Origin of the sequence: Siccirubricoccus sp. G192 (assembly GCF_019084075.1) — a bacterium.
Lineage (GTDB): Bacteria > Pseudomonadota > Alphaproteobacteria > Acetobacterales > Acetobacteraceae > G192.
In genome coordinates, this window is the sequence record NZ_JAHREN010000001.1 from 1046405 (window position 1) to 1061971 (window position 15567).

17 protein-coding genes and 3 pseudogenes are annotated in these 15567 nt (G+C 69.3%); 4 read left to right on the forward strand and 16 right to left on the reverse strand.

Annotated elements, in window-relative coordinates:
- The first annotated feature begins 130 nt into the window (after window positions 1-130).
- Complete coding sequence (locus KSF81_RS04995) at window positions 131-1156, forward strand: recombinase family protein (protein WP_309139477.1); 1026 nt, start codon at window positions 131-133, stop codon at window positions 1154-1156.
- Here the strand turns inward: KSF81_RS04995 and KSF81_RS05000 are convergent.
- Window positions 1138-1479: a hypothetical protein gene (locus KSF81_RS05000; protein WP_217378039.1), complete on the reverse strand. Its 342-nt coding sequence runs from the start codon at window positions 1477-1479 to the stop codon at window positions 1138-1140. The two genes, KSF81_RS04995 and KSF81_RS05000, sit on opposite strands and share 19 nt — an antisense overlap.
- A 558-nt stretch (window positions 1480-2037) precedes the next feature.
- On the opposite strand from KSF81_RS05000, the gene KSF81_RS05005 reads away from it, so the two are divergent.
- Window positions 2038-3117 (forward strand): hypothetical protein, encoded by a 1080-nt coding sequence (locus tag KSF81_RS05005; protein WP_217378040.1) that lies wholly within the window; start codon window positions 2038-2040, stop codon window positions 3115-3117.
- Here KSF81_RS05005 and KSF81_RS05010 read toward each other — a convergent pair.
- From KSF81_RS05010 to KSF81_RS05025, 4 genes and pseudogenes are all read right to left on the reverse strand, one after another.
- Window positions 3093-3386, reverse strand: a pseudogene (locus KSF81_RS05010) (transposase); the annotation flags it as partial. The gene KSF81_RS05005 and the pseudogene KSF81_RS05010 overlap by 25 nt on opposite strands.
- 4 nt (window positions 3387-3390) lie before the next feature.
- On the reverse strand, window positions 3391-4791 hold the full coding sequence (locus KSF81_RS05015; RefSeq protein WP_217378041.1) for an IS30 family transposase: 1401 nt from the start codon (window positions 4789-4791) through the stop codon (window positions 3391-3393).
- Window positions 4722-5414: an IS3 family transposase gene (locus KSF81_RS05020; RefSeq protein WP_254453369.1), complete on the reverse strand. Its 693-nt coding sequence runs from the start codon at window positions 5412-5414 to the stop codon at window positions 4722-4724. Before KSF81_RS05020 ends, KSF81_RS05015 begins: the two co-directional genes overlap by 70 nt.
- Window positions 5411-5746, reverse strand: a complete 336-nt coding sequence (locus tag KSF81_RS05025; RefSeq protein WP_256444243.1) for a transposase — start codon at window positions 5744-5746, stop codon at window positions 5411-5413. The genes KSF81_RS05020 and KSF81_RS05025 overlap by 4 nt, the downstream gene beginning before the upstream one ends.
- 30 nt (window positions 5747-5776) lie before the next feature.
- Between KSF81_RS05025 and KSF81_RS05030 the strand changes: the two genes are divergently transcribed.
- Window positions 5777-6214 carry a DDE-type integrase/transposase/recombinase gene (locus KSF81_RS05030; RefSeq protein WP_217378043.1) on the forward strand — a complete coding sequence of 146 codons (438 nt, stop codon included), beginning with the start codon at window positions 5777-5779 and terminating at the stop codon, window positions 6212-6214.
- 27 nt (window positions 6215-6241) lie between these two features.
- On the opposite strand, the gene KSF81_RS05035 is transcribed toward KSF81_RS05030, so the two are convergent.
- Window positions 6242-6475 carry a plasmid pRiA4b ORF-3 family protein gene (locus KSF81_RS05035; RefSeq protein ID WP_254453370.1) on the reverse strand — a complete coding sequence of 78 codons (234 nt, stop codon included), beginning with the start codon at window positions 6473-6475 and terminating at the stop codon, window positions 6242-6244.
- A pseudogene (gene tnpC, locus KSF81_RS05040) lies at window positions 6472-7624 on the reverse strand (IS66 family transposase); the annotation flags it as partial. The pseudogene tnpC and the gene KSF81_RS05035, both read right to left, overlap by 4 nt.
- A gap of 395 nt (window positions 7625-8019) precedes the next feature.
- On the opposite strand from tnpC, the gene KSF81_RS05045 reads away from it, so the two are divergent.
- The gene (locus KSF81_RS05045; protein ID WP_217378044.1) at window positions 8020-10098 is read left to right on the forward strand and encodes a recombinase family protein; all 2079 of its coding nucleotides are present in this window, start codon (window positions 8020-8022) and stop codon (window positions 10096-10098) included.
- A gap of 8 nt (window positions 10099-10106) precedes the next feature.
- Here KSF81_RS05045 and KSF81_RS05050 read toward each other — a convergent pair whose 3' ends face one another.
- From KSF81_RS05050 to KSF81_RS05095, 9 genes and pseudogenes are all read right to left on the reverse strand, one after another.
- On the reverse strand, window positions 10107-10601 hold the full coding sequence (locus tag KSF81_RS05050) for a hypothetical protein (protein ID WP_217378045.1): 495 nt from the start codon (window positions 10599-10601) through the stop codon (window positions 10107-10109).
- A 13-nt stretch (window positions 10602-10614) separates the two neighbouring features.
- Window positions 10615-10971 carry an IS66 family insertion sequence element accessory protein TnpB gene (gene tnpB / locus KSF81_RS05055; protein WP_217378046.1) on the reverse strand — a complete coding sequence of 119 codons (357 nt, stop codon included), beginning with the start codon at window positions 10969-10971 and terminating at the stop codon, window positions 10615-10617.
- On the reverse strand, window positions 10968-11390 hold the full coding sequence (gene tnpA / locus KSF81_RS05060) for an IS66-like element accessory protein TnpA (RefSeq protein WP_217378047.1): 423 nt from the start codon (window positions 11388-11390) through the stop codon (window positions 10968-10970). The genes tnpB and tnpA overlap by 4 nt, the downstream gene beginning before the upstream one ends.
- Complete coding sequence (locus tag KSF81_RS05065) at window positions 11333-11545, reverse strand: hypothetical protein (protein ID WP_217381867.1); 213 nt, start codon at window positions 11543-11545, stop codon at window positions 11333-11335. Before KSF81_RS05065 ends, tnpA begins: the two co-directional genes overlap by 58 nt.
- A 56-nt stretch (window positions 11546-11601) precedes the next feature.
- Window positions 11602-11688 (reverse strand): annotated as a pseudogene (locus KSF81_RS05070) (IS5/IS1182 family transposase); the annotation flags it as partial.
- Between the two features lie 92 nt (window positions 11689-11780).
- Window positions 11781-12275, reverse strand: a complete 495-nt coding sequence (locus KSF81_RS05075) for a GNAT family N-acetyltransferase (RefSeq protein WP_217378048.1) — start codon at window positions 12273-12275, stop codon at window positions 11781-11783.
- 280 nt (window positions 12276-12555) lie between these two features.
- Complete coding sequence (gene istB / locus KSF81_RS05085; RefSeq protein ID WP_217378050.1) at window positions 12556-13329, reverse strand: IS21-like element helper ATPase IstB; 774 nt, start codon at window positions 13327-13329, stop codon at window positions 12556-12558.
- A 20-nt stretch (window positions 13330-13349) separates the two neighbouring features.
- A complete protein-coding gene (istA, locus tag KSF81_RS05090; protein ID WP_217378051.1) occupies window positions 13350-14894 on the reverse strand; it encodes an IS21 family transposase in 1545 nt (514 codons plus the stop codon).
- A 144-nt stretch (window positions 14895-15038) separates the two neighbouring features.
- On the reverse strand, window positions 15039-15530 hold the full coding sequence (locus KSF81_RS05095) for a GFA family protein (RefSeq protein ID WP_217378052.1): 492 nt from the start codon (window positions 15528-15530) through the stop codon (window positions 15039-15041).
- Between the last annotated feature and the right edge of the window lie 37 nt (window positions 15531-15567).

The following is a 15567-nucleotide window of genomic DNA, read 5'->3' on the forward strand; positions in this document are numbered from 1 at the left end:
AACGGAAACCCAAAGGGTCCTTTCGTCGCATCTTGCCGAATTTGACAGAGGCGGGTATCGATGCGGCTCCGGAGCGGAGGCCCGCAGTGGAGCCCAGATTGCTTGCATTCCCGGCCAAGCCCGCCGCCGCATGGCGCTGATCGGCTATGCCAGGGTGTCCACCGAAGACCAGGTGACCCACCGCCAGCTCGACGAACTCCGGGCGGCCGGCTGCCACACGGTGCTGCAGGAACACGCCTCCGGCGGCGACCGCGACCGCCCCGTGCTGGCGCAGGCCCTGGCCCGGGTGCAGCCCGGCGACACCCTGGTCGTGGTCTCGCTCGATCGCCTGGCCCGCTCGCTCTCGCACCTGCTCGCGGTGATCGAGGGCCTGCAGAGGAGGGGGGCCTTCTTCCGCAGCCTCAAGGATCCGGTGGATACGTCCAATCCGCAGGGGCTCTTCACCTTGCAGGTGCTCGGCGCCGCAGCCCAGCTCGAGCGCGCCCTGATCCGCGAGCGGACCCGGAGCGGCATGCGGGCGGCGGCGGCCCGCGGCCAGCGCGCCGGCAACCCCGGCCTGCGGGCGCGCGACCCGGCGGTGATCCAGAAGCTCTCGGAGGCCCGGCGGGCGGCCTCTCTGCGGCGGCTGATCAGCGCGGCCGACCGCTGGCTGCCCAGCGTGCGCCGGCTGCGGGCGGATGGCCATGCCTGGGAGGAGGTGGTGCGCTACCTGAACGCGCGCCGCGCCGCGGGCGAGCCGGCCTGGAGCGAGGAACGCCTGCTGCGGGCGGTGCGGCGCTTCGTGGCGGAGGGGCCTGGCCGAGGCGCAGCTGCTGGCCCCGGCGCCCCGGGCGCGGGCTCCGGACCGGCTCCTGGCGGTGGTGGCGGGCATCCTGCGCTCGGACCCGGCCGCGACGCTGCGGCAGGTCGGTGCCCGGCTGGAGGCGATCCGCGAGCCGACGCCGCGCGGCGGCAGCCGCTGGCGGCCCGGCTCGGTGGCCCACATCATCGCCCGCGCCCGCAAGGCCGGACTGCTGCCAGGGGAACGAGACGCCTAGCCGGGCCTCGGTCCCGCGGCGGTGCGGGCGATACAACATCGAGCGGAGGGTCGGGATGCTCCTCGGCCTGCGCCCGGGACCGCGCCGGCCTCTCGGTCGGTCAGCGGGGTCGGGCGTAGACCACCTGGGCGTCCTCGCCGCCGCCGGTCATCCAGGCCTCGCGGCCGGCCCCGGCGGGCGAGGACATCAGGTACTCCACCTGCGCCCCGTCGCCCTGGTTGCTGCCGAAGCGGGCGAGCCGCCCGGCCTGCCCCAGGCCCGCCCCGCCGCCACCGGCGCCGGGCTGGCTGTACTGGATGCTCATGTTGTCGCCGCCGCCGGTGATCGTGGCGCCGAGGCCGCCCCCCACGATATTGCCGCCGCCGCTGGACGGGGCCTGGGCCTGGGCGGCGCCGGCCGCCAAGCCGGTCGCCAACAGGGCTGCAAGTGCGATGCGTGTCATGTCCCACTCTCCTGAAACGTCGGCCCGAAACCGTTCTTGGTCGGCCGCTGGAGACCTTCTACGCGCCGCGTGTGCCACCCAGATTTCGGCGCATCCGCAAAGCGGTTTCGCGGCCTGCCGGTCCGGTGAAAAGCCCGCCGCCCACCGCGATCGCGGTAGCATGGAGGCCGCCCACGCCGCCGGCCCCGCTGAAGCCTTTCCCGCCCAGCGGGCAATGCTGTGCAGTGGCGGCTGCCTTCAGACACACACCGTCGGATCGCGCCTGTCGCCGAGCGTGTAGACGATGGTGTCGGGCCGGATGGCCCGGATGGCGCGCTCGCTCGCCCACCTGCTGCAGGTGATCCAATGAATCCGGGAGCCGGGGGGCTCTTTTCTGCTCGCCCGGCGACCCGATCGACACCCCGGGGGCCCAAGCGGGATGCCGATGCTGCAGATTATGGGCGCCATTGCCCAGTTCGAGCCGGCGATCCGAGTTCCGCTCGTCGGCCGATCCGATATAAAGGCTGCCGCGCGGCGGGCGATCCTCGCGCCCTCTCGAGCGAGACCCCCAGGCCGCCCATGCCGTTGCCGACCCAAACCGTGCCTGCCGACGCGCAAGCACCAGCCTGGCGCAGCCTGCTGGTGACCGGCGCATGCCTGCTGGGCGTGGCGGCGCTGCTGTTCGGGCTCCTGGAGCACGGCGTGGCGCTTCACGAGCGGCGCCAGCTCCTGGTGCTGGTGGTCGCCGGCACGGTCGCGGCTGTGGCGCTCAATTGGGCGGCGCGGCGAAGCTGGCGGCTCGTCGTGCTGATGGTGCTCGCTGCGCTGGTGACGATGTTCGGCCTCGGCGCGGTCGCTATGCTGCTGGTGACTGGGGCAACGACTCTCGCGCTGGGGATATTGGCCTTCGGCGCGCCGGTGCACCCCGTGCCCCTGGCGCTCGCGCTCCGCTCCGCGTCGGGGCTGGCGATCATGGTTGCCGTACTGCAGCCGATGATGCACCTGCGCGTGAATTTCGCGCCTGTCTATCTTGGCCTCTCCGCGCTGGCGTTGGTCGCCGTGCATCGTGATCTCGCACGCCTGGCCAAGGACTTATGGTTCGCGCTCGCCGCGCGGCCTGCGCCAGGCTCCGGCCGCGCCACGGTGGTCCTGCTGCTGGCGGCGCTGCTGTTGGCGACGCTACACGCGGCCATGCCGGAGAGCGGCTACGATGCGCTCTCCAATCACCTCATCGTCGTGCGTTGGGTCGACTGGCACGGTTACTGGCACTTCGACCCGGCTGTGTTCGACCGGGCGCTGACGCCACGCGGGGCGGGTTGGCTCTTCGCCTGGGCGCATGTGCTGGGCGGCGAGCCGGCAATGAAGCTGCTGAATGCTGCCGCCTTCTGGCTCACCGCCGGGATCGTCCTGGCGCATACCGCGGCGGACCCTGAGCCGCCCCCGCCCTGGCTGGCGCCGTTCGGCCTGCTGGCGCTGGCGGTAACGCCGCTGACCATCTGGGTCATGGCGATGCTTTTCGAGGAGACGGTGACGACGCTCTTCGTCACCGCCGCGCTCGCCTCGCTGGCTTTGGCATACCGCAGTCCCGAGGTGGGTTTGTCCCGCTCTGGTGGACAGTTGATGGGCTTGGTTGATTACGGGTCTGCTGTGGCGGCTTGATGCTCCTCTTTTTCGTAGGTCATGGGCGATCGGTAGCCCAGCGATGAATGGAGCCTGGCTGGGTTGTACCAGGCCTCGATGAAGCTGAAGGTTGCCATGCGCGCTTCGGCGTGGGAGGCGAAGCGGCGTCGCGCGAGCAACTCGCATTCCAGGATGGCGAAGAAGCTCTCGCACAGGGCATTGTCATAGGCGTCGCCGACGGAACCCATGGACGGCCGGATGCCGGCTTCTCTGCAGCGCTTGCCGAACGCCAGGGACGTATATTGCCCAGGCTCAACTGGTCGTCGCAACGCCTGCCTGAGCCGATCGCAGCGCCTCGTCAAGCGCTTCGGCTGGCGTTCTCCAGCCGAGCGTCTTGCGAGGCCTGCCATTGAGCGCCGCAGCCACGGCCGCGAGGTCATCGGCGCCGTGCGCGCTCAGGTCAGTCCCCTTCGGGAAGTACTGCCGCAGCAGCCCGTTGGTGTTCTCGTTCGTGCCACGCTGCCACGGGCTGTGCGGCTCGCAGAAGTACACCTGCACGCCGGTGTCGATCCGCAGCCGGGCGTGCTCGCTCATCTCCGCCCCCTGGTCCCAGGTCAGCGACCGGCGCAGCGCCTCCGGCAGGGTGGTGATCATGCGGGTGATGGCGTCGCGCACCGCTTCCGCCCCATGCCCGGCCAGCGCCGGGCCGTTCTTGACGCGCGTTCCCTCTCCATGACCCGGCATGCGGGGCAGGTGCAGCAGCATCGTGAACCGCGTCGTGCGCTCCACCAGGGTGCCGATTGCTGAGCTGCCAAGGCCAAGGATGAGGTCTCCCTCCCAATGCCCCGGCACGGCCCGGTCGTCCGCCTCCGCCGGGCGCTGGCTGATCAGCACCTCGGGCGCGACATGCGACTTGCCGCGCCCCCGGCTCCGCGCCCGCGGCACGCGCAGCGCCCGCCCGGTTCGCAGGCAGGCCGTCAGCTCGCGGCGCAGCGCGCCGCGGCCCTGGACGTAGAGCGACTGGTAGATGGCCTCATGGCTGATCCGCATCGCACCATCGCCAGGAAAGTCGAGCCGCAGCCGCCGCGAGATCTGCTGCGGGCTCCATCCTCTCGCCCAGCGCCGAGGCTGCCTCGGTCCATGCCGCCGGCCCTTCCACGGCACCGCCGGTCCGGGCACCGTAGCCCCGCCTGGAGAGACCACGGCACCCGCCAGCCGATCTTGCACATACGCCCTCAGCGCCGGGTGCGTCACCAGCTTCGCCGGCTTCGGACGCCGCGCCGCCCGCTCAGCATGCCACTGCGCCGTCGTGGCCCTGTACTCCAGGTTGCCGCTGCGCGTGGCCGCATTGCGCCGTAGCTCGCGCGAGACCGTCGATGCCGCCCGTCGCAGCCGCCGGGCAACCTCTCGCACTCCACAGCCCTGGGCTCGCAGCAGCGCAATCTCCTCGCGCTCCGCAAACAACAGGTATCGTCCCGAAGGCGGCTTTGACGACCGCCCGAGCGTCGATGGTGGCATCCCGCCCGCCTCCCGAAACCAGCGGGACCCAACCGCCTCCGACACCCCCACGCCGATCGCCGCGTCCCAGCTCGACTGTCCCGCCGCAATCAACGTCCAGAAGCGCCGCTGGTCCTCACGCCGGGCTACTCCCGGGCGGCCTGGCGAAGGAGACTTCGCCCGCAAAGCCCGATCCGAACGCCGCCGACCCGCCATCGCAACCACCCTCCGCCTTGGTGTTGCGACGACCACTTGAATCCACCTTGCGACCCCTGATCCGAGTGGTGAATGACGCCGCGCGGCCGGCGTTGGCCGACGGCCATGTCGAGCGCATCGAGCACCAGCTCGGTGCGGAGATGGTTGGCGGTAGCCCAGCCAACGACCTTGCGGCTCCAGACATCGAGCACGACGGCGAGGTAGAGGAAGCCGGCTGCCGTGGGAATGAACGTGATGTCTGCGACCCATAGCTGGTTGGGACCGCTGGCCGTGAAGTTGCGGTCGACCAGGTCCGGCGCCGGCCTGCTGCTGTCGTCACGGCGGGTTGTCACCGGTCCGCCGCGGCGATGGCTGGCACCGACCAGCCCGGTGCTGCGCATGAGCCGTGCAATGCGCTTGCGGCCGTGCCGGATACCGGCAGAGCGCAGGGCGGCATGCACCGTAAGCGCGGCGTAGGTCTGGCGCGAGGTCGCGTGCACGGTGCGGATCCGCCGCAGCAGCGCCGCATCCTCCTCGGCACGGGCCGACAGAGGCCGACCGAGCCAAGCGTAGTAGCCGGCGCGCGAGACGCCGAGCAGGCGGGCCATCCGGGCGATCGGGAAGGAGGCCTGGTTTGCCTTCATGAACTCGAAGACCCGGACGGGATCGTCCCGGTCTCGCGGGCAAACCAGGCCGCCGCTCGAGAGAGAATGTCGCGCTCCTGGCGCAGCTGCTTGTTCTCGCGCCTGAGCCGCGCGAGCTCCTCGCGCTCGGTGGCATTCAGGCCGGTCTCGGCGGGGGCAGGTTTCACCTCACGCCGACCCTCCTGCCGGTCGGCAGAAGCCACCCAGTTCCGAATGGCCTGGGCGGAGGGTTCGAACTCGCGGGCAAGGTCGGCCGGGTCGCGTCCGGCACGGACCAGCTCGACCATTTGGCGCCGGAACTCCGGCGCGTACGCAGGATGGGTTTTGGGCATTGGGGGACACCTCACGCGAAAGCTTCGTGGATGTCCACCGAGACGGGGCAAACCCAAACCCACGTGGACACGATGCTGAGCGAGCACCGGGACATGGCGGCGGCCCAGGCCTTCTTCCGCTCGGCACAGTCGGCCACCGGCCAAGTCCCCAACCAGGTGACCACGGACGGGCACGGCTCCTACCCGCGAGCCATCCGCAGCACTCTCGGCCGGCGGGTTGTCCATCGCACCAGCGCTTACAAGAACAATAGACTGGAACAAGATCATCGCGGCGTGAAAGGCCGGATCCGATGTATGCGCGGCTTCAAGAGCTTCGATTCAGCGGAGCGGTTCTGCCGCAGCTATGACGAACTCCGCAACTTCCTCCGCCTCCAGAGCCGCCACAACCAGCACGTCCCCGCCAATCGCCGCCGCCTGCTTCACCTCCGTCGTGCCACTGCTGTGCGCGCCATCCTCGAGGCAGCGTAGGCGGAACTCGCCCTCCAACTCGGGAGGTCAGGGTTGGCGTGAGTGCTGACAGAACCCTCCCCAGTCCGGGTCGGGCACACCCCAGCCCACGTCGCGGGCCCGGATCTCGTAGAGATGGCTGTTGGTCCAGCCCATGGCGGCCTGCAGCACCAGGTGCAGGCGATCAAGCCGGATGGTCAGCGGCACCTCGAGCCGGCGCAGCACTGCGGGCTTGACCTCATCGAGGGTGATCTTGAGCCGGGCGATGCTGTTGCTGGTCATGCCGCTGCCTTTCTCTCCCTCGCCTGGGCCCAGTTCCAGGGGGAGTAGCTCATCCAGCCTCGAGGCGGGATGATCGGCTATCCTGGCCAGCACCTCGGCGAGCCAGGCGCGCGGGTCGACCCCGTTCAGCTTGGCGGTGTAGATGAGCGAGATCATGGCCGCGGCCCGGTCGCCGCCTCGATCACTGCCGGCGAACAGCCATGATTTCCTTCCGAGGGCGATACCACGCAGGGCGCGCTCGGCGGCGTTGTTGCTGAGGCAGATCCGGCCGTCATGCAGGAACCGGGTGAAGGCCTCCCAGCGCGTCAGCATGTAGTCCATGGCCTTGGCGACCGGGTTGTGGCGGGACAGCTTGCTGCGGCTCTCGCGCATCCAGGTTTCGAGTTCGGTGACCAGCGGCGCGATGTGCTGCTGGCGGACAGCGAGCCGCGCCTCGGCTGGCAGGCCGTTGATGGCGCGCTCGGCGTCAAAGATGGCATCGATCCGTCGCACCGCCTCGATGGCCAGCGGCGCGCGCTGCAGTTCAGCCAACTCGAACAGCTTGCGCCTGCCATGGGCCCAACACGCCGCCTCGGTGATGGGCCCGGGTTGTCGATCCGCCTCGTACAGGGCGTTGTATCCGGCATAGGCGTCAGCCTGCAGGATACCGGCGTAGCCGGCCAGGTGCCGGTTCGGGTGCTCGGCCGTCCGGTCCCGCGAGTAGCGGAACATCGCGGCCGTGGGCGCCCGACCACCAAAGGGCCGGTCGTCCCGGACATAGGTCCAGACCCGCCCCGTGATTGTCTTGCCCTTGGCCAGCACCGGGACGGTGGTGTCGTCGCCGTGCAGCCGCTCGGCCGCCAGCACATGGGCATCGATCAGGGCCACCAGCGGCTCCAGGTTGGCGGTGCAGGCCCCGACCCAGCCGGCGATGGTCGAGACGCTGAGCTCGACGCCCTGCAAGGCATAGGCTTCGCTCTGGCGGTTCAGCGGCAGGTGCTGGCCGAACTTGGCCTCGAGGATCATCGCCAGCAGGTTCGGCCCGGCGCGACCGCGGGCGATGGGGTGGAAGGGGGCCGGTGGCTGGGTGATGGTCTCGCAAGCACGGCAGGAGAACCGTTCGCGGACGGTCTGGATCACCTTCCACTTGATGGGCTCGACCTCCAGCGACAACATCTCTTGATGCCCCTGCCGATGCGGTGGGCGCTGCGGAGGCGGAGGACGTTTCGGTGCGCGTCACCGACCCGCGTCATCCGCTGTTCGGCAAGGAGTTACCGCTGGTTTCCATGACCGGCTCGCGCCTCACCCGTGGCCACGTTTACGTGAGGCACGGTGGCAAAGCGCTGCTGATGATCCCGATCTCCAGCACGAGTCTCCGCGTCGCTGCTGATGCGCCGCGGAGCAAGCTCACGGGCGACGCCGTGGCCTCTCTCCTTGCCCGCGTCCGAGAGATCAGGGAGGCGCTGGCATGCGCATCCGTCCCGGAGAAGTCTGGTCCCGCCTGTCGGACGCCCGACGCGAGTACGCCCTTGCCGCGCTCGCATCGGCGCTGCGGGAGATGAGTGATGCACTCCGATCTGATCACGCCGGCGCACCTGTCACGGCGCGCCCTGATCTATGTCCGCCAATCCACGCCGCACCAGGTGCTGAGCAACGGGGAGAGCCTACGCCTGCAGTACGCGCTGCGCCAACGCGCCGTTGATCTCGGTTGGCGCGAGGCGGATGTCGAGGTGATCGACCAGGACATAGGCGAGAGCGGCACGACCGCGGCCAACCGCTCGGGTTTCAAGGAATTGCTCGCCCGCGTAGGCCTGGGCGAGGTCGGCATCGTGCTCTCCTACGAGGTCACCCGACTGACCCGGAACTGCTCCGATTGGTACCCCCTGCTCGATCTGTGCGGGTACCGCCGTTGCCTCATCGCCGACAGGGACGGGGTCTACGATCCCTCCACCGGCAATGGCCGATTGCTGCTTGGCCTCAAGGGCACGATCTCTGAGGTGGAGATGCACACGCTTCGTGGCCGGCTCACCGCTGGGCTGCTCGCCAAAGCCGGCCGTGGCGACCTGGCGCTGCCGCTGCCGGTCGGCCTCGAACGCGACCCCACGGGGGTGGTCGTCATCACGCCCGACCGCGAGGTGGCGGATCGCATCCGGCTGGTATTCTCCACTTTCCTCGATCGCCGGTCGGCCCAGGCGGTACTTCGGGTGCTGCTGGCCCGCCAACTCGCCCTGCCCAGGCGCGAGGGGCCCCAGGGTGGCCTCTGCTGGCGCGCACCGACCAAGCATGCGATCTGCAGTATCTTGCGGCAGCCGGCCTACGCGGGCGCGTTCGTCTACGGGCGTACAGCTGCGGTGCGCCCGCCCGACGGCGGTCGCGCCAAGGCCCGCACGCGCCCGCGAGCCGAATGGCGCGTCGTCGTCCGGGATCGATTTCCTGCCTACATTAGCTGGGAGACGCACGAGGCGATCGTGGCCACGCTGCAAGATAATTACGCTGACTACTGTCGCAAGGGGACGCGGGGCGTGCCGCGCGACGGTGCAGCCCTCCTGCACGGCCTCGTCCACTGCGGGATCTGCGGCCGCAAGATGACCGTGCAGTACCACAACCGGGCGCGCTACATCTGCCGTAGTCTCGAGAACGACCAGGGCCTGCCGCGCTGCCAGAACGTACTCGTGGCGCCGGTGGATGCGCTGGTGGCTTCGGCGTTCCTCGAGGCCGTGGCGCCGGCCGAGGTGGACGCATTCGAACGGGCGGAGGCGACGCGGCGCGAGAACGAGGCCGCGCTCAGGCGCGCAGCCGCGCAGCAGATCGAACGGCTCCGTTACCGCGCGCTCCTGGCGGAACGCCAGTTCGACAAGGTGGATCCGGACAATCGCCTCGTCGCCTCGGAGTTGGAGCGTCGCTGGGAGGCCGCCCTCAGCGAGTTGCGCGCAGCTGAGGCAGCACTGGCGGCCCATGATCGGATGGACCTCGAATCCCAGGGCGCTAAGGTCTCGGCCAGCGCTGCGTCGTCCACGCTGCGAATGCAGTTGCTGGAAATCCAGCAGAGCCTTCCGCCACTCTGGGCAGACCCTGGCCTCGCGCCTGCGCAGCGCAAGGCGCTGCTGCGGTGCCTCATCGAGAAAGTCGTCCTGGAGCGCACGGCAGCAGACCGGGTGAATGTCCGGATCGTCTGGAGTGGCGGCGACTGGAGCGACCTGGTTGCCGACACCGGCGGGCATGCCCTGCGCGAACTGTCCGGCATCGCCGAGATCGAGAGGTGCGTAGCGACGATGGCGAGGTCCGGAGCCGCTGACGCCGAAATCGCCGCGACTCTCAATGAGCGCGGCTACCGCCTGGCCCACGGTCGACCTGTCCTGGTGAACACGGTCCGCAAGCTGCGTCTCGCCCAGGGCATCCGATACCGGCCGGAACTGCGCCGCCGGGTAGAGGGGGCGCTGACAATACCGCAGCTTGCCGAAGCGGTCGGCGTTTCGGAGGCATGGATCCACCACCGGATCCGCACGGGGCGAATCACCGTCACTCGCGGATCGAAGTACCAACTCCATCTGTTCCCCGACGAACCCGCGACCATCGATGCGCTCCGGCAGCTTATTCGGGGAGAACTTCGCCACATTAATCTCTCGACCTACCCACGAGATTGAGGAGGGTATCAACGTGCCAAATCGAGCCGCCTGGCGGTGTCGCTGCCGATCTCGACCAGCGGGCCCTGGCAGCAGGGGCAGGTCGTCGCCTCCGGCGCCAGCACCTGCTCAATCTCCGGCAGGTGCGCGGGCAGGCGGCCGCGGCTGGCCCGGCGGCGTTGCTTCTGCTGCTCGCGGGTCGCCGGCGACTGCTTGCCCGCCTCCGCGGCATTCTCGGCCAGCGTCGCCTCGATCTCCTCGAAGGCGAACTGCAGTTGCTCGTCGGTCAGCTGCTCCGACTTCCGCCCGAACTGCCGGCGCTGCAGCTTCAGCAGCAGGTGGCGGAGACGCTCGTTCCGCTCGACCAGCGCGTCGCGTTCGGCGGTCACGCTGCCGCATCTGGATGACAGCGTGTTGCGCTCGGCAGTCAGCGTGTCGACCAGCACCCGTGTCTCGACCAGCAGCGCGCGCAGTGCTGCGGGATCCTCCGGCAGTGTCGGCGTGTCGTTGTCCGCGGCGCGCATCGTACCGCCGATTCTATGCGGGCACGCTCGGTTTGGGAATCTCCCGTGTCGCCTGCACGCGTCGCCAATCGATCCCGGAGAACAGCGCGGCGAACTCGACCGCGGTCAGGCGCAGCGTGCCATCCACGATCGGCGGCCAGCGAAAGGTGTTTGCCTCCAGCTGCTTCCAGATCAGCACCAGGCCGCTGTCATCCCAGGTCAGGATCTTCACCCGGTCGGATCGCTTCGAGCGGAACACCAGCACCACGCCCGAGAATGGATCGGTGCCGAGTTCCGCGGCTGCCAGCGCTGCCAGGGAGTGGGCGCCCTTCCGGAAATCCACCGGCTTGCTCGCCAGCAGGATCCGCACACCGGCCGGCAGCGCGATCATGCCGCCGAGGCCCGGATCGCGCGCAGCACCGTCGTCAGCAGAGCCTCATCGGTGTCAGGCGCAATGCGCAGCACCACGCCGGCCAGCTGCAACTCGATCGAGGGCGCCTGGCGCACCGTTGCACCCCCCGCTTCAAGAGTTGGGGCCGGTGGTCCGGAGACGACCGGCACGAAGCTCGGTGTCACCGGCGCAGTGGCCTCCGCCAGCGCACGACGCGCTTGCCGGCGCCAATCGAAGACCTGCTGCGGGCTTACCTGCCAACGACGGGCAACCTCGGTCACCTTCGCGCCGGACTCCGCCGTCTCAGCGACGATCCTCGCTTTCTCGTCGTCAGACCAACTCCGCCGCCGGCCAGGCCCCGTCAGAACTTCGACCCGCCGATAACCGACACCCTTCGCGTCGTCCTTAACGCTATCCATAACGTCACCCGGAAGCCTGCTGCTCCAGACTGACCCAGCACATTCACCCACATCGCGGGAAGACGGGCCTCAAACGGCCGCTTACGGCTGACGCCGAGGCCAGCTTGCCCGGCTCCGACCACGACGGCATCGATGAGCGCGCCTTCGTTGGGCATGTGCTTCCCCCTCCCACCCTTGCGGTGGGCGCGCCAATCTGCGTGGCTTTGGCGACCTTGAGCCAATCCATTGTTGCCGCCAAGCAGAGGACACCGAGGAACGCACAAGCGGTCTTCTCGTAGCATGTGGCGACGGCGCGCCAGTCCTGCTGCACTGGCCGCCTTCTGGTGCGCCCGGATGTTATGCCATCCAGGAAAACCATACCTGGCGCGATGCTGCACTCCTGCGCCGCCCCTAGTGGTCGAAGTCAGACGCTTGGTACCCACTGGGCAGACGTCGTGTCATCAGCACGACCTCACGTCCCCTTTTTGGATCCATTTCCAAACTTACCCGCTGCCAGCCGAGACGTGCGTACAGCGGTTCGGCCGTCCAGGTGTAGAGCCACAGGGCCGGTGCGGAGGCGACCGATGCGAACGCCTCCACCCGCCGCACCAGCGTGGTCGCATACCCCCGCCCACGAAAAGCAGGCTGGACGAAGACCCCGGCGAGCCAGGGCGTAAGGTCAGGACGCGTCTCCAGATCCTTGTGCGCCAGGCTGGCAGTCCCGACCGGCCTGTCCCGATCTAACAAGACGAACGTCTCTTCGGGACCGACCGGCGGCGCCAGAATCAGCGCCGTCATCTCTTCGACCGTTCGGCTGTTCGGGTTCTCAAAGGCCTCAATCAGCCATGTGGCGACGACTGGCGCGAACTCGGGGTGGTTCGAGACCGCCACAATCCTGTGGTCCATTCGTCAGACCTCGCCCGGAGGGGAGCCGCTGGGAGGATCAATGGGTACCATCCGTCAGGATTTCACCACCAGGAGATGTTCCAGCCGCTCAGGTGCCCGCTCCGTTCCGGTGCTGCCAGATGATCGCCTCAATCGTGTGGCGCAGGTCGTGGTGCTTCGTCTTGCCATGCGGGCGCACCACCTTGCGTATTCCACGCATCGTGGGCAGCCGTTCCACGCGATCGTGGGCGCGAGTTCCACGGCATCGCGGGCAGGCTGATCTGCCGACGTGGTAATGGAGTCAGGCCCGCTGCCCGGCGTCAAGCGTTTCGCTGGCCGGCGCCCGCTTGGCGCGCAGTTTCCGCATGCTCTCCCCCTTCAGCTCGATCCGGTGTGCGTTGTGGACCAGGCGGTCCAGGATGGCATCCGCGAGGGTTGGGCTGCCGATCACCTCGTGCCACGCTTCGATCGGCACCTGGCTGGTGACGATGGTGGAGCCGCGGCCATGGCGGTCCTCCAGGATCTCGAGCACGTCCTCCCGCTCGGCCTGGGAGAGGACGGACAGGCCCCAGTCGTCCAGGATCAGAAGGTCGACGCGGGCCAGCGCCTTGAGCATGCGGGCATGGCGGCCATCGCCACGAGCCAGGGCCATAGCCTCGAACAGCCGCGGGATGCGATGGTAGAGCACACGCCGGCCGTCACGGCAGGCCTTGTGGCCGAGGGCGCAGGCCAGCCAGCTTTTCCCGACACCGGTCGGGCCGGTGATCAGGACACCCTCGTGGCGGTCGAGCCAGTCGCCGGCGGCCAGCCGCTGGAACAGCGCCCGGTCGAGGCCGCGAGGGGCGCGCAGGTCGACGTCCTCAATGCTGGCGTCGTGCCGCAGCGCGGCGAACTTCAGCCGCGTTGCCAGGCGCCGGCTCTCGCGCTCGGCGGCCTCGCGGTCGACCAGCAGGCCGAGCCGCTCCTCGAAGCCGAGCGCGGCGATGTCGGGCGATCGTCGCTGGTCGTCCAGCGCCTTGGCCATGCCGGTCAGGCCGAGCGCGATCAGTTGCTCCTGTGTGGGGTGGGCGAGCATGGGGTCCTCTCTGCCGCGGGTCAGTGGAAGTAGCCCCCGCCACGGATGTTGCCGTGCAGCGGGGGAGGCCGCCGCTCCGGCTCCTCGTCCAGAAAGGCCCGCTCGAGGCCGTTCTGCAGAATGGAGCGGATCGAGGCCACCGAGCGCGCCCGGATGCTGACGCCGCGCCCGCAGGCGGCGTCGAGCCGGGCGGCTCCATAGGTCCTGGCCAGGGCCAGGATGCCGAGGCAGGTGCGGAAGCCCTGCTCGGGATGCGGGCGCGCCGCCATGACCGTCTCGCATAGCACTACCGTCGCGGGGCCGATCCGGGCCGCCTCCTCCAGCAGCCGGGCCGGCGTCCACTGGGCGTGCCGGCGGTGCGCGCTCGGCATGTGCTCGGGCACAGTGCTATGCCCGCGCCGCTGGCGGGCCCGCGGATGGCTGGCCACCCGCTCGCCGCGGTGGAAGGCCTCCACCGTGCCCTCGGCCACCCGCACGTCCAGCACCTGCCGGATCAGCCGGAACGGCACCGAGTACCAGTGGCCCTCGACCTCGACGTGGTAGTCCGGCCCGACCCGGCAGCGTTTCCACTGGGCGAAGGCGTAGGCGCGCTCCGGCAGGCCGCGCAGCACCGGCGCGTCGAGCGCGGCGAACAGCTCCGCCCGGCTGGCGCCGAAGCCGCGCATAATCCGGGCGTTCAGGTCGGCGGTCAGCGTGGTGATCGCGCCGTTCAGTTCGGTCAACGAGAAGAAGCGGGCGTTCCGCAGCCGGGCCAGGATCCAGCGCTCGGCCAGCAGCACCGATTGCTCGACCTTCGCCTTGTCACGCGGCTTGCCCGGCCGCGCCGGCAGGATGGTGGTGCCGTAGTGCTCGGCGAGTTCCAGGTAGGAGCGGTTCAGCCCGGGCTCGTACCTATCGGCCCTGATCACCGCCGACTTCAGGTTGTCGCAGACCACGAACTTCGGCACGCCGCCGAGGGCCGCGAACAGGCTGACATGCGCGCCGATCCAGTCCGCCAGCCCCTCGCTGGCGCGGGCCTCCGCGAAGACCAGGTTGGAGGCGCCCATGGTCGCCACGAACAGCCGGGCCTGCCACACCACGCCGCTGTCGGGGTCGGTGACACCGATGGTGTCGCCGGCGAAGTCGACGAAGACCTTCTCGCCGCCGACATGGCTCTGGCGCATGCGCGGCGACAGGCGGGATTTCCAGGCCTCATAGGCCTCGCAGAACCAGGAGTAGCCGAAGCCGTCCGGATGCCGCGCCCGGTACTCTTGCCACAGCAGTGCCCGCGTCACGCCGCGCCGCCGCAGCTCCCGCTCCACCTCAGCCCAGTCCGGCACCGGCCGGCTGGCGACCGTCTCGGCCGCCGGCGGGCCAGGGAACAGCCGTCGCTCGAGTTCCGTGTCGGTCAGCCCCTCCGGCAACGGCCAGGACAGCCCGGCCGCTCGGGCTCGGCTCAGGTACGACCCGATCGCTCCCTTGCTGACGCCCAGCGCCGCGGTCATGGCGCGCTCGCTCAACCGGGCCTCGTACTTCAGTCGCAACACATCGCGGATCCGGCGCATCGACAATCTCTCGGTTGGCATCCAGCAGACCTCGTCAGGGACGAGGCCGCCTTAGCCCGCTCAGACTGTCGCCAGACCAGCCCCGGCACCCCCTCTCAGGTGCCCGCGATCCCGTGGAATCGCTGCCCGCCTTGCCGTGGAAACCCTGCCCACGATCCCGTGGAATCAGTGCCCGCGATCACCTGGAATACGCACACCACCTCGATCAGCGGCAACAGCCGCTCCCACATTCTTCAGAGGTGGGGTCCACTTGGGCGGGCGACCCTGGGGATAGTGCTCCATTCCGGATGATAGCACGACCCAGTGGTGTTTAGTCTCCTCGAAGACGGAGACCGTGGGCGCCGGATAGGTCGGATCCGCGAAGGCGCCCACGACCACCATGCAGAGGTCGGGGAATTTCTCGCCGGTTGTATAGACCGTCGTCCCGCATTCGGGACAGAAGTGGTGGCGGACCTTTCGTCCCTCCTGGCCGTCCCGCACATAGATTTTGTGCGCTCCTTCGAGGCGGACGTCGGAGGTCCGGTAGTGAGCGTTGCAGGTCAGGGGAATGCCGGAGCGGCGCTGGCAGGCCTCGCAGTGGCAAATGGTCACGCGCTGCGGATCGGCGGTGACGATGGCGCAAAATCTGCCGCAGAGACAATGAGCCGTCTTTTCCATCGTGCTTCTCCTTATCTGCCAAAGCGCAAGTCTCAAG

Excerpts from the sequence above, each read along its gene's own strand:
- KSF81_RS04995 (WP_309139477.1), top strand. The coding sequence starts at position 131 with ATGGCGCTGATCGGCTATGCCAGGGTGTCCACCGAAGACCAGGTGACC.
- KSF81_RS05000 (WP_217378039.1), bottom strand. The coding sequence starts at position 1,479 with ATGACACGCATCGCACTTGCAGCCCTGTTGGCGACCGGCTTGGCGGCC.
- KSF81_RS05005 (WP_217378040.1), top strand. The coding sequence starts at position 2,038 with ATGCCGTTGCCGACCCAAACCGTGCCTGCCGACGCGCAAGCACCAGCC.
- KSF81_RS05015 (WP_217378041.1), bottom strand. The coding sequence starts at position 4,791 with ATGGCGGGTCGGCGGCGTTCGGATCGGGCTTTGCGGGCGAAGTCTCCT.
- KSF81_RS05020 (WP_254453369.1), bottom strand. The coding sequence starts at position 5,414 with ATGAAGGCAAACCAGGCCTCCTTCCCGATCGCCCGGATGGCCCGCCTG.
- KSF81_RS05025 (WP_256444243.1), bottom strand. The coding sequence starts at position 5,746 with ATGCCCAAAACCCATCCTGCGTACGCGCCGGAGTTCCGGCGCCAAATG.
- KSF81_RS05030 (WP_217378043.1), top strand. The coding sequence starts at position 5,777 with ATGTCCACCGAGACGGGGCAAACCCAAACCCACGTGGACACGATGCTG.
- KSF81_RS05035 (WP_254453370.1), bottom strand. The coding sequence starts at position 6,475 with ATGACCAGCAACAGCATCGCCCGGCTCAAGATCACCCTCGATGAGGTC.
- KSF81_RS05045 (WP_217378044.1), top strand. The coding sequence starts at position 8,020 with ATGCACTCCGATCTGATCACGCCGGCGCACCTGTCACGGCGCGCCCTG.
- KSF81_RS05050 (WP_217378045.1), bottom strand. The coding sequence starts at position 10,601 with ATGCGCGCCGCGGACAACGACACGCCGACACTGCCGGAGGATCCCGCA.
- tnpB (WP_217378046.1), bottom strand. The coding sequence starts at position 10,971 with ATGATCGCGCTGCCGGCCGGTGTGCGGATCCTGCTGGCGAGCAAGCCG.
- tnpA (WP_217378047.1), bottom strand. The coding sequence starts at position 11,390 with ATGGATAGCGTTAAGGACGACGCGAAGGGTGTCGGTTATCGGCGGGTC.
- KSF81_RS05065 (WP_217381867.1), bottom strand. The coding sequence starts at position 11,545 with ATGCCCAACGAAGGCGCGCTCATCGATGCCGTCGTGGTCGGAGCCGGG.
- KSF81_RS05075 (WP_217378048.1), bottom strand. The coding sequence starts at position 12,275 with ATGGACCACAGGATTGTGGCGGTCTCGAACCACCCCGAGTTCGCGCCA.
- istB (WP_217378050.1), bottom strand. The coding sequence starts at position 13,329 with ATGCTCGCCCACCCCACACAGGAGCAACTGATCGCGCTCGGCCTGACC.
- istA (WP_217378051.1), bottom strand. The coding sequence starts at position 14,894 with ATGCCAACCGAGAGATTGTCGATGCGCCGGATCCGCGATGTGTTGCGA.
- KSF81_RS05095 (WP_217378052.1), bottom strand. The coding sequence starts at position 15,530 with ATGGAAAAGACGGCTCATTGTCTCTGCGGCAGATTTTGCGCCATCGTC.